Here is a 12784-nt window from a genome sequence, read left to right as displayed (position 1 = left end):
TAATCATAGCTTACTTACTTAGTAAGTCTTTTTTCAAAAGAATTGCTGGTTTAGTTTAAGTCTAATTTTAGACTTTGTTTATCTTCTCTGTTTAATTTTCAAAGACCAAGTTACTGTTACCGCTCATCAGCGACTTTTACATCTTAACATTTTTAAGATGTTATTGTCAACACTTTTCTAAAACTTTTTTGTATTCATAAGTTTTAACTTTCGTGTTCTTTGCTGTGTGTTTCAGCGACGTGTTTTATAATATCATGCCCATATACTTAATAACTTTCCTAATCATTAGGTAAACAAACTTTAACCATGCCTACTTAACTTTTCCTTAATAATCCTCTAATTTTCTTATATTGATACACTTGGTAATGTTTATGTATCAAAAATCAACTTATCCTTGTTTATTATGCATTATATGAAAGTATTATATTCATTTAAATCAATAAATTAGTTAAAACTTTAAAAAAACACAGATTATATTATAAGGAATTTTAGTCTGATAGCATAACTTAACATATATTTGATTAAGAATATTGGAACAAAAAACAAAACCTTATGAAGTTATTAATATAATTAATTAATTCATAAGGTTCTTAAATAACACTAATATATTCTAATGTCCTAGTCTTGCAATATATCCTCTTAAAGATTCATTAGCTTTTTTAAATTTCGACTTTTCTTGCTCTGTCATATTTATCTCTAGTATATCTTTTACACCTTCAGCATTAATAATAGCTGGTACTCCAGATGCAACATTATATTCCCCATATTCACCATCTAATATTGCCGATACAGGTATTATGCTGTGTTCATCAAATAATATTGACTTTATTATCCCTACAGCAGCAGAAGATATACCATAATAAGTGCTTCCACCTTTTCTATTAAAAACTGCCCAGCCTTCTTGAGAAACTCTATATTCAATTTCATCAAGATTCAACTTACCATAAGTATCAGGGTTTTCCTCCATTATTTTTAGGAATGGTTTACCACCAACATAAACATGTGACCATGGTATCATTTGAGCATCACCATGCTCTCCCATAGCATATCCTTGTACTGATCTTGGATCTACATCCAAGTACTCTGAAATCATTGTCTTAAGTCTAGCACTATCTACAGAAGTACCTGTTCCCATGACTTTATTTCTTGGTAATCCTGATATCTTCCAAACATGATAAGTTATAATATCTACAGGATTAGATACTATTATAAAAAAACCATCAAATCCAGATTTCATTATGGGTTCAACAATACTATTACATATCTTAGCACTAATATCTAAAGTATCTATTCTACTTTGTCCTATCTTAGGTGGTGCCCCTGCTGTTATTATTACTACATCTGCATCCCCACATTGATCATATCCTCCTTGATATATTTTTGTTCTTTTAGGAAGATATTCAACTGCATGAGTTAAATCCATCGCTTCACCTAATGCTTTTTCTTCATTTAGGTCTATCATTAGTACTTCTTCGCATACACCTTGGTTTACTAAACTAAATGCACAGCTTGAACCTACAAGACCTGTTCCAACAATAGCTACTTTCCTTGGTTTAATTGCCATTTTAAAGCCCCCTTAACAATATTTATGTATCATATTAAATTATATATTTATTATAAAATACACTTCAACTATTCTATTTTTACCAATAGATAATATAATATGAGATTATTATCAGTAATTATAAATTCTATCATATTTTTTATTAATATTTCTACTAACTTGCATGTAATGTATTACTTTAATTTATTTTATGAAAATTTGATATAATAAATAATATAAGTATGTTTTTATACTACATATATAAATAAAGCAATTTTATTCAAACTGTACTTTCTAGAATTTTATTTTATAAATGAGGTGAAGCATATGTCTGTTAACTTTAATAATGAATGGAATAGCTTATTAAAAGATGAATTTGAAAAAGAATATTACCTTAAGCTGAGAAAGTTCTTAGTCTCAGAGTACGAGAAAAAAACTATATTTCCAGATAAATATGATATCTTTAATGCCCTACACTATACTTCTTATAGTGATGTTAAGGTAGTTATACTTGGCCAAGACCCTTATCATGGCCCTAATCAAGCTCATGGATTAAGTTTTTCTGTTAAGCCAGGAATTAAAATTCCTCCATCTCTTTTAAATATGTACAAGGAATTAAAAGATGATCTAGGCTGCTACATCCCTAATAATGGATATTTGAAGAAATGGGCTGACCAAGGAGTTTTACTTTTAAACACATCTCTTACTGTAGTAGCTAGTGAAGCAAACTCTCATAAGAGTATAGGCTGGGAGACTTTTACTGATAAAATAATATCTTTGTTAAATGAAAGGAAGGATCCGATAGTTTTTATACTTTGGGGAAACAATGCCATATCAAAGGAAAAGCTAATAACTAATGGTTGGCATCACATAATCAAGTCAGTACATCCAAGTCCATTATCTGCTTCAAGAGGTTTCTTTGGCAGCAAACCTTTTTCTAAGACAAATAAATTTCTTGAGTCCATAGGTAAGGCTCCTATCAATTGGCAGATAGAGAACATATAAATTACATAGAAAAATTGCTAAAAATAAAAGGCCTGAATTATTTAAAATAATTCAGGCCTTCTTTACTTAAAACTAAGTTTATTCTCATATAATATATTTCTAATATATTATTTATTTTCTTTCCATAACATCCCACGTCTTTATCTTATAGAGTTCATTATTTAACTATTAAATATGCACACACGACAGTTATCTTTTGATAGATGTCTGTTTACCTTCTATGAAAGCTCTTTTTCTCACTCGTAAGTAAAATGAGTAAGTTAAGGAACCTAATATTCCTATAACACCTCCGGCTGCAAATCCTAGAGTTACATAATTTAGTAGTGCGCCCCCTACTATACCAACACCTGCACCAATAGCTATACCTTTTGCAAGCATATCATTTTCTTTATCAGTTAAACTTAGTTTATCTAGCATACTAGCAACTCCTTAATAAATTATAGGTTATAATGAAAAGTTTTATATCTTACTTCTAATTATACTTCCAATTTATTAAGAATTTCTTTCAAAAAACTTAAAGTATTATTAAGATTTAGTTAAAATAATGTGTTTATCGATAATTAACTCTTTGCAGTGTTCTCTAAATAATGTTATATTTCATAGATAACAAAAAAACCTTTAATAACTAAGGTTATTAAAGGTTTGGTGGCTCGAGCAGGAATCGAACCAGCGACACGAGGATTTTCAGTCCTCTGCTCTACCGACTGAGCTATCGAGCCATAACTTACAATTATGAATTATACACACTTGCTCATATTTTGTCAATAATATAAAAAATATAGAAAAAATAAATATAAATTAACTTAATAAATGACGATCTATATAACAAACTAGCTACCATAGAAGTGCTCTATGGTAGCTAGTTTATTACTTTTATCATAGCAAATGTTTCACTTGTTATATAGCTGTACACAGCCTATTTTTTAAATCTCTTATTCTTTAATAGTTGTGAGGTGTTTAAAGTTGAAGGATTATTCTCTTCCATCTTCTCTTTATTATCTTCTATCTCTTTCTTAACCTCAGCAGCTTTTGGAGGACTTAAGTCAATGAATTCATTATTATAAGTTTTATCTTTACTTGCTTCATTAACATTACTCCTACTATTCTTATTAGCATCTTTATTTAAACCCATATCCTTTAAATTACTACTTTTACCACTACCATTAACTGAACCTACGGTTTTTAACCTGTTTGTTTTCTTAAGCTTAAACCTATTTGAAGTTAAATCTTTAAATAATTTATCTATAAATAACTTAATTTTAGATAAATTCAAATTCAATCTTCTTAAAGCAATATCAAACATCAAAATTATTAATGCTATTGCTAGCAAAAGTGGACTTAAGTCTCTCTGACCTTTCTTCTTTATAATTTCAGTACTAAAAACTTCTTCAGAGGTTTTTATTATCTTCCCACCATTTTCAGTAATGATTTTATCAGTTTTATTTCCCTCTTCTCTTATCTTATATTCTGGAGAATACTGCCTAGCATAGCCTGAGTTTATCGAGCTTAATGTTTCTCCACCTTTACTTTGCTTTCCACTTACCATATATACCCCATCTTCTTTTGTCTGAAAATTGCCGGTATATTCTCCTGGTGCCGTAGGATATAGCTTTATATCCTTACTTTCACCTTGAGGAGTAACAATAGTTGCAGTGGTATCAACTTCACCTTGATTTTTTTTATCCTTTAATACAACCTTTGCTCCATTTCCATCATTGCTTACTTCCATTGATACATCTTCATCATTATAATTCTCTATAGAAAAATTAATTATGTTCTGCCATAACTTTAAGTTTTTTCCCCATCCTATATAGTTAGCACTCCATTTGCCTGATATATCAGAATTCCAAGCTACAGCTTTTCCAAGTCCGTACTGCCAAACTGTCAAGATTGGATCATCCTCATCACTCTTTAATATTATTCTTGCAGTTTCTTTTTGTGATGAACCTATATACCCTAAAAGTGATGGTAGTCCGCCATCAGCTACTCCACTTATTATACTGTGTTCAGTGCTTATTTTAGGTGTAAACTCTCTATTATTCAGGTACATTCTTGCAGCCATAAAGGTTTCTTTTGAAAAGATTCTAGGTATATTAGTATACTCATCAGTAACATAGGACCTACCTCCACAAAAGTCTGCAATACCTTTGAGAAGGTTCTTATCTGCATCTCTTCCCACTGCTACTGTTGAAACAGTAATATTATCCTTATTTATATCCTTTAATAAATTATCATATCCTGTTCTTTCTGCTTGACCGTCTGTCAAAAGAATTATATGTTTTATTTTTGCATCGCTTTCTTTTAGGGATTTATAACCTGCTTCAAGTGCTGGTAGTATGCTAGTCCCCCCTCCAGCACGTATACTTCCTATATCATCCTCTATCTTTTTAGGCTCATTTATAACTCCTCTTTTTACCGCCCAACTATATTCGCCATCGAAGGTAAGAACTCCAATTTCATCTTTTCCTGTTCTTAAGGAATCAAGACTTCTAATAGCAGCCTCTTTTGCCATATCAACCTTGCTTACTCCAGCCATTCCTTCTGTCATGCTTCCTGATTTATCAATTATAAGCATCATAGCCATTTTAGGAATTTCTTTTTTTCCTCTCATGTCCATATAGACTGGCAATACCTTTTCAAGAGATGTCTTAGAATATCCTCCTAAGGCAAAGGAGTTATCTCCACCAGTAGCTATGAAACCTCCACCGAAGTCTTTTACATAACTTTCTAAGGAATTCATAAATCCTTCATTAAGATCGTCAGCTGATACATTGCAGGTTATTATGCTCTTATACGTTGTCATCTCCTGCAGACTTCTTGGCGCTGACTTTGCATTTACTACAGTGAAATCTAGAGAGGATGCCGTAAGCATCTTAGTAAGTTCACCGGCTTCATTTTCGCCACCCTCTATTATAAGAATCTTAGGTTTTGAAGTAATCATAGTAAACGCTGATGCTTCATTATTTTTTAGCTCCGTATCCTTATCTGCTTCTACCGTTACCTTATATCCCTTAAATCCCCCACTAGTTGCCTTATCCCTAAAGACATATTTATTTATCCCCTTAGTTAAATGAACACTTTGTTCTCCAACCTTTTCTCTGCCATTGAATAACGACAATTTTGCATTAGTATCTGTGGTGCTTTGTATAGTAACTGATAAATTAAATTCCTCATCTAATACTAGTTTCTCAGGAACAGAAATACTTTGAACAGCTATTTCTTGTGACTTAGCTTTTTCTTTTTTATAATACTCAAGTTCTATTCCCTGCTGCTTTATCGATGGCATTATTTTGTTTAAATCACCTTGATTTTCATCTCCATCTGAAAGTAATACGATTCTTTTATTCGAATTACTTGGAAATAGAGCAATTGCTGATGCTAAAGCACTTTCTATATCAGTATAATTTTTATCCACATTGCCATCAATCCTTGAAAAAGTCGATTCCTTAGATATAAAACTTTCTACTTGAGTATTTCCTCCAAAGGAAAGTACTCCAATCTGATCCTTAGATGATTTTTCTTTTATAGCATCTTTCACAAATGTTTCAAAAGCATCCTTATCTGTATTCACTGAATCAGAGTTATCAATCAAAAATATAGTTGTATTATTATTTAACTTCCAGTAAAAGCTAGTACCACATATAGATAACATTATTAATATAATAACAACACTTCTTAAAATCACAGCCCATTTTCTTTTTGATTTATTTATTCTAACTGCATACTTTGATAAAAATATTATGATTCCTATTAGAATTGGAATAAATAGCAGAAGATATGGTCTTATAAAACTAAATCCCATAACTGTCCTCCTCTTCCTTCATATTGATCAAAACACTACCTTCCGTGAATTCGCACATAAGCAAACCATTCTATAATCAACACTAAAAGCGTTAGTGCTAACAGAATATTAGTCAAATTAATGCCACTTTTAGAAAGCTCTCCTCCATACTTCTGTGAATTTTTAGAAGCAATATTTTTGGAAGTATCACTTTCAGAGGTTGGGAAATTCACGGCTATGAGCTTAGTCTGCTCATTCTTATCTATCTTTTGATGAATTTCATATATACCAGGTTTATATGCTTCATCAAAAGGCTTCAGAGGATATTTTGTTCCAAGATCAATATTGTCATTATATGGAGTCTTAATCCATATCTTATTTGCTTCTGGTTGTGGTATTACTTCTATATTTTCACCAGTATAATACTGGGTTCCTGATACAGTGTCTCTGTTTAGCATATAAGACATTAAGTTATTTATAAATATAGGGAATTCTGGAGTTAACGGCATATCACTGTTATGCAAATCAAATGCTATGGCTCCAACCTTTTGTCCTTTTACTTCCCCGCAAAACGCTGCATTGTTATCTCCGACCTTTATTATAGTTGATCCCCAAGAAGGAACTTCTATATTCTTAACCTTCGAAACTACAAAACTACTCTTATCCATATACTTGGTCACTGCATGGGATAATACATTTCCTTTTCCACCGTCTCTTTCCGATGAGACATTGAAATAATCATTGTTTTGCTCTGGATTAATGATCAATATATTTCCCTTCTTAGGTAAGGATTCTGGAACTTTGCCGTCAAAAATATACAAATCATAATCACCATTTATAGCTTCTCCTGGATTGGTTTTAAATAATTCTATATCCTTTATTGTTGAGATAGCCTTTTCAAGAAATACATTTTGGTTAGAAGACATTAGGACCTTTGACCCATCTTTTTGTTTCACTATAGAATAAATAACATTGTCCTCATCTAGTGCATCCTTTTGTGATAACTCACACTTTATAAATCTATCTTTAGTCTGAACTTTATCAAAGTAAACAGTCTTCGTCTCTCCACTTTTTATATCCACATTCTTTATATCTAAAAGCTTCTCTTCACCATACAGTAAGATTTCTGAATTGCTTTCATTACCATGATTAGTAACTCTCACCATAACCCTTAAATAATCATTATCTTTACTTTGAGATATATAATCTAAGCTTACATTTTCTTTTGGTGTTGCCAGACTTACAACTTCACCATTTATCTCTTTTAAATTAACATCAGAATCAGTATAATACACTACTTTGTAGCTATTATAGCTATTACATATAGACTTTATAAGTGAGTATGTATCATTTATATCACCCGAGCTATTAGTAGGTTTAATAGCTTTAATCTTATTTATAACTTCTTTTCTATCAGTAGAACCACTAAGCTCAACCTTGCTGTTCTTTGAAGCCGAGACTAATGTAATTCTACTATCTGAAGACAAACCTTTAACCATATCTTCTGCCTTTTTTTCAGCTTCTTCAAGTCTAGTATATTTTTCACCTATTGCGCTCATACTTCCACTATTATCTACAACTATAATTACATTCTCAAAATTCTTACTTCCTATATTTATGAAGGGATTTGCAAGTGCAAAGATAGCTAATAGTAAAGCTAATAGCTGAAGAAAAAACAATAGATTATTTCTAAACTTTTCAAAAGGTGTAGAAGCTTCTGTTTCAGCTAATACCTGTTGCCATAAAAAAAGACTTGGTATTTGTCTTTCTTCATATTTTTGCTTTAATATATACATTAAAATTAATATAGGTATAAGAAGAAGAAACCATAAAGACATTGGTGAATATAGCTTCATATGATTCCCTCCTTACTAAACTTTTCAAACACTACCTTTTGTAAATCTTCCTCTGCGGATACTTGAATAAGGCTTCCACCATACTTTTTCAACTGCTCTTTCATCCCATTAGTCAATGATTTTAATTTTAGCTCGTATGCCTTCATGAGTTTTGGAGTAATAGTGATGTTTATCTCCTCCATTGTCTCACTATCAACAAGTCTTACTTGTCCATCAATCTTAGGATTAAGTTCTTCCTCTGTAAGTATCTGAATAAATATTATTTGCTGCTTATTAAAAGCAAAATACTTTACTAAACTCTCAATTGAACCTTTAGTAAAGAAATCAGATATTACGACAGCTACTGCTCTAGGCTTAAGCTGTTTTTTCTTTATGGCTTCCCAAAGGTTAGTACTTCCACTAAAATCAGCATTTTCTATAAAATTAAGCGCTTGCTGAAAAGATCCTTTTCCCATAAAAGAAGTAGATGGTATTAAGCTATTACCAGATATCTTGTTAATACATACTCTATCTAAATTGTTTATAGCTAAGTATGTAAATACAGCGGAAAGTCTTTGAGCCATTTTCGCCTTACTCTCTTCTCCAAAATCCATAGACTTACTGCAATCAATAAAAATATTTATATATGCTTCTCTCTCTTCCATAAATAACTTTAAAAAAAGCTTTTCAAATCTTCCATAAGCATTCCAATCTATCCTTCTAAAATCATCTCCTGGGGTATACTCTCTGAAATCAGAAAATTCTACAGAACTACCTTTTGCTTTAGATCGCCTTCCTCCAGCAGCACCATTATTTATGGTCATTCTAGCTTTAAGAGATATATTTTCAAGGTTTTTAAAGAAATCACCATTAAATACCTTATCACTCATCTAAACACGCCCTTATTTTAATTGACTTTCTAATATTTGTGAAATTATATTTTCAGCTGTAATACCATCTGCTACTGCATCAAAATTCATGAAAAAACGATGTCTAAGTGCTGGATAAGCAACGTATTTTATATCTTCAAAGGACACATTAAATCGACCTTCCATAATAGCTCTGACTCTAGATGTTGAGATTATTGCTTGTGCAGCTCTCGGGCTAGCACCATATCTTATATATTTTTTTGATATTTCAGGAGAGTTCTCATAGTCTGGATGAGTAGAAAGAACTATTTTTAAAGCATATTCTTCTACTGCTTTAGAAATCGGCACTTCTTTTAAAAGCTTTCTCACTTCTAGTATTTCTTCACCGCCCATCATCTTCCCTAACTCCTCAGCCTCATTATTTATAGTTACTCCTATTATGCTTTTAAGCTCTTCTAAATTAGGAAAAGGCACATTTAATTTAAATAAAAATCTATCTAATTGTGCTTCTGGAAGAGGATAAGTACCTTCATTTTCTATAGGGTTTTGAGTTGCTAATACCATAAAAGGTTCAGAAAGAGTATAAGTGGAGCTTCCTACCGTAACTGTATGCTCCTGCATTGCCTCAAGAAGTGCAGATTGTGTTTTTGGAGTTGCTCTATTTATCTCATCTGCCAACACTAAGTTAGAAAAAATAGGACCTTTTTGAAATTGAAAAGCACTATTTCCTTTACTATCTTTAATGATAATATTTGTACCAACCACATCAGCAGGCATAAGGTCAGGTGTAAATTGTATCCTTGAAAACGGTAAGTCTAAAACCTTTGATAAGGTTTTTACTAGCTGAGTCTTTCCAAGACCAGGTGATCCTTCAAGAAGTACATTTCCACCAGTAAAGATAGCTATTAAAACTTGTCTAACTATATCTTTTTGTCCTATTATTGCTTTACCAATCTCATTTTCTACTTTTTCTATCTTTTCTATTATACTTTTTATGCTTTCTTCGTTTATACTCATTTTATTCTCCTTATTATTTTTATCTCTATAAATGCTTCGATTTAATTCAATGCTTTTATTTAATAACTACTTCAATCAGCGGTTTATCTTAGAAACCTCTCACCGTTTCTAACGAGAGATTTCTAAAATATAAACTTAGAAGTGATTTATCTCTTCCAATGAAAATCTATCTACTGCTGCAATGATGAAAAATACCCTTTTATTATCTCTGTCATACCATCTGGAACCTCGTAGTTTTCCATATTCTCCATAGCTTCTTTACTATATTCACCTACAACTTGATCATAAGGTTTTAGTTCTCCTAGCGTAGCGTTAGATTTATCTGTTATTTCACTCTCACTATTTCCACTGGTTCCGGCTTTACCGCTTAAAGAAGAAGTTTTGCCTTCTCCTCCAAGTCTGCTTGGCGTAAATACTTTTTCATATTCCCTTTCTTTTGAAGTACCTGGAGCCTTATTTCCTACTCCTCCTCCAGAATAAGGATTTACACCATTAGATCCATTGGACGTTCCATTTCCAGCTCCACTTCCTCCGCCACCTGTTCCATTTCCTCCTGATCCTGATCCAGTTCCAGAACCACTCCCACTACCATCTCCACTACCATTTCCACTACCACTGCCGTTGCCAGATCCACTTCCTTGACCTTGGGAATTTTGATCTTTAGCTTCAGCTAGTTGTTGATCTTCATCTCCCAAATCTTTTTGAAGTGAAGCTAATGCTTGATTTTTGTTTCTTTGCGATGAAGACTTAGCTAAGGTATTACTAACTGAACTTACAGCTTTATTTATTGCAGCTTCATCACTGGATGATAATGAGTCTGAAAGTTCACCTAAACTACTTTTAAGATCGCTACTACTTAAAGAGGCCGAGGTACTTGAAATGCTATTTTTAAGCTCTTCTTTTTGCTTGCTATCCATGTTTTTCATATCATTCTTAAGCTTATCTAATTCGCTTTGAAGTTTTTTATCATCATTATTTTTTATAGCATCTGCTAGATCTTTTGTAGCATCATTTTTTTTAAGTCCTTCTGCTAGCTTATTTAAATCCTTTTCTAACTCTTTGTTCTTATCTATATCTAACTTTTTTGCCAGCTTTTCTTTAGCCTTATCTATTTCCTTATCAGTTTTTGCTAGCTTTATATCCTTTTTTAACTCATCTACCTTTGCTAAGAGTTCTTTCCTCTCTTGTTCCATAAGTTTCTTATTTTCATTTATCTCCTTCTTAGCATTTTCTATCTTTTTCACTTCTTCTTTCTTTTCTACATTAAGGGTATGCAGTCTATTCGCTTCATCCTTTAATGTATCTGGTATAAGAAAGGTAAGTGAAAATAATACCATAGTTCCTAACAGTATTCTAAGTATCAATTTTGAAGGCATTAATCTTATATGTTTAGCATAATCCAAGTTATTAAATTTCACTAAAGCGTCTTCAGCTTGAACCATTTTATATATGTTTTCTTCATCCATAAGCTCAAGAGCAGTTGATACCCTCTGATTTAATCCAAAGGAATCAACTATTTCACTAATCTTTTTCAGCTTCGGCATAAATATAATGGTAGAAACTAAAGCACCTACCAAACCTATAGAATATATGGAAGGAAGCCATATGAAATATACTCCATATATAGGTATCAGCCTTGATGCTAATGCCACCGCAATTACAAATAGGGTAGAGATAACAAGAGCAATAGAAAGGTTCCTAAGAAACTTTTCCACATATATCCTTTTTCTTACTTTTTTCAACCTAGCTATTATCTCTCTATATGGACTATCCAAAATGGCACCTCCTATAACTTTTATTAAAAAACTTATTTATCATTATCTTCACTGACATCATCCTTGTGAAGCTCATCATACTTTTTATCTATTGAAAACTTTCTTCTTGCAGGGTTTAATTTATATGAACATGCTGTAAGTAATAATATTGATAAAACTAAATCTATTACTATATTAATAGCCCACATATTTTGACTGCTACCTGATATATAAAACCCCGGAAAGATTGACTGACCACTTACACCAAACTGGCTTACTAAAAGTGTAACAAATGAAGCTGCTGGATTTAAATACATGAGCCAAAAGGTTTGATCATAAGATTTATTTAGCAGAGTAGGTTGAATAACTAACTGAACATAGAATACTGTTATTAATAGTGTTCCTATGAACAAGAATACAATCAAAGCATAAGACAATACATTAGCAGCAGTGCTTTTCTTTATAAAAGTTGAAAAGAAAAGTCCAATGCTTCCTAAAGTTATTGCAAGTACAATATAAAATAAGAAGGTCTGCAGCAATTCACTTATACCAATTCCACCAAATAGAAATATTATTGAGAATATCGGTATTGAGCTCAATATAAGAAGTATTATATGGCTTAGTGATGCAAACAGTTTTCCTAAGATTATAGATCTATGCTTTAAAGTAGTCGATAAAAGTATATCTAAAGTTTGTTTTTCTCTCTCCCCCGATATCGCTCCCGCTGTTAAAGCTGGAGCAATTAAGCTGATAAGACCAAATTGCGCTGCAGACATAAAACCATAAGTTATAAATACCTGTTCTGCATTCATTGCACCACGGTTCATAACGGTTTTAAGAAAAAGTATTGTAAGTAGGGTCAATACTAGATTATAAACTCCTATTAATATAGGTGCTCTCCATCCCCTCATCTTAACTCTTAATTCTTTAAGTAATACTGGATTTATTCTAAAACTGCTTTTATTAATATTCATCTTCAT

The 12784-nt window shown here is 31.8% G+C and carries 9 protein-coding genes and 1 tRNA gene; 1 reads left to right on the top strand and 9 read right to left on the bottom strand.

The window, feature by feature from the left end:
* Positions 1-610: 610 nt before the first annotated feature.
* Entirely contained in the window at positions 611-1564 is a 954-nt protein-coding gene (locus OCU55_RS22210) for an L-lactate dehydrogenase (RefSeq protein ID WP_261854476.1), read from the bottom strand.
* Between the two features lie 306 nt (positions 1565-1870).
* Between OCU55_RS22210 and OCU55_RS22205 the strand changes: the two genes are divergently transcribed.
* Complete coding sequence (locus OCU55_RS22205) at positions 1871-2548, top strand: uracil-DNA glycosylase (RefSeq protein ID WP_261854475.1); 678 nt, start codon at positions 1871-1873, stop codon at positions 2546-2548.
* 189 nt (positions 2549-2737) lie between these two features.
* Here OCU55_RS22205 and OCU55_RS22200 read toward each other — a convergent pair whose 3' ends face one another.
* From OCU55_RS22200 to OCU55_RS22165, 8 genes are all read right to left on the bottom strand, one after another.
* On the bottom strand, positions 2738-2965 hold the full coding sequence (locus tag OCU55_RS22200; RefSeq protein ID WP_261854474.1) for a hypothetical protein: 228 nt from the start codon (positions 2963-2965) through the stop codon (positions 2738-2740).
* Positions 2966-3191: 226 nt separating this feature from the next.
* Positions 3192-3267 (bottom strand) — tRNA-Phe (locus tag OCU55_RS22195).
* Positions 3268-3464: 197 nt separating this feature from the next.
* Positions 3465-6350 (bottom strand): VWA domain-containing protein, encoded by a 2886-nt coding sequence (locus tag OCU55_RS22190; RefSeq protein WP_261854473.1) that lies wholly within the window; start codon positions 6348-6350, stop codon positions 3465-3467.
* A gap of 35 nt (positions 6351-6385) precedes the next feature.
* On the bottom strand, positions 6386-8185 hold the full coding sequence (locus OCU55_RS22185; RefSeq protein WP_261854472.1) for a vWA domain-containing protein: 1800 nt from the start codon (positions 8183-8185) through the stop codon (positions 6386-6388).
* Positions 8182-9054, bottom strand: a complete 873-nt coding sequence (locus tag OCU55_RS22180) for a DUF58 domain-containing protein (RefSeq protein ID WP_261854471.1) — start codon at positions 9052-9054, stop codon at positions 8182-8184. The genes OCU55_RS22185 and OCU55_RS22180 overlap by 4 nt, the downstream gene beginning before the upstream one ends.
* A gap of 12 nt (positions 9055-9066) precedes the next feature.
* Positions 9067-10050, bottom strand: a complete 984-nt coding sequence (locus OCU55_RS22175) for an AAA family ATPase (protein WP_261854470.1) — start codon at positions 10048-10050, stop codon at positions 9067-9069.
* Positions 10051-10220: 170 nt separating this feature from the next.
* Positions 10221-11825 (bottom strand): hypothetical protein, encoded by a 1605-nt coding sequence (locus OCU55_RS22170; RefSeq protein WP_261854469.1) that lies wholly within the window; start codon positions 11823-11825, stop codon positions 10221-10223.
* A gap of 32 nt (positions 11826-11857) precedes the next feature.
* On the bottom strand, positions 11858-12784 hold the full coding sequence (locus OCU55_RS22165) for an ABC transporter permease (protein WP_261854468.1): 927 nt from the start codon (positions 12782-12784) through the stop codon (positions 11858-11860).

Origin of the sequence: Clostridium folliculivorans (assembly GCF_024341905.1) — a bacterium.
GTDB classification, from domain to species: domain Bacteria; phylum Bacillota; class Clostridia; order Clostridiales; family Clostridiaceae; genus Clostridium_AR; species Clostridium_AR folliculivorans.
This window is presented reverse-complemented; position numbering and strand designations above follow the sequence as displayed.